This window comes from Bacteroides caecigallinarum, from assembly GCF_016902295.1.
Taxonomy (GTDB): Bacteria; Bacteroidota; Bacteroidia; order Bacteroidales; family Bacteroidaceae; genus Phocaeicola; species Phocaeicola caecigallinarum_A.
This window is the reverse complement of sequence record NZ_JACJLQ010000236.1, coordinates 1-219: the sequence shown is the minus strand read 5'-3', so window position 1 is coordinate 219 and position 219 is coordinate 1. Positions and strand designations below refer to the sequence as shown.

Genomic DNA, 219 nt, shown 5'->3' with positions numbered 1-219 from the left:
GTAGATCACTTGGTTTCGCGTCTACCGCAGCCGACTTGAGCGCAATAAATTGCGCTTTCCCCTGAGGGGAAACTCGCCCTGTTCAGACTCGCTTTCGCTTCGGTTCCGGAACTCCTGTCCCTTAACCTTGCCGGACACGGTAACTCGTAGGTTCATTATGCAAAAGGCACGCCGTCACTCTTTGCAGAGCTCCGACCGCTTGTAGGCGCACGGTTTCAG

General features: G+C 55.3%; 1 rRNA gene. It reads right to left on the bottom strand.

Annotated features, from left to right (window positions below):
- Positions 1 to 219: ribosomal RNA gene (locus H6A27_RS14955) — 23S ribosomal RNA — on the bottom strand; the annotation flags it as partial.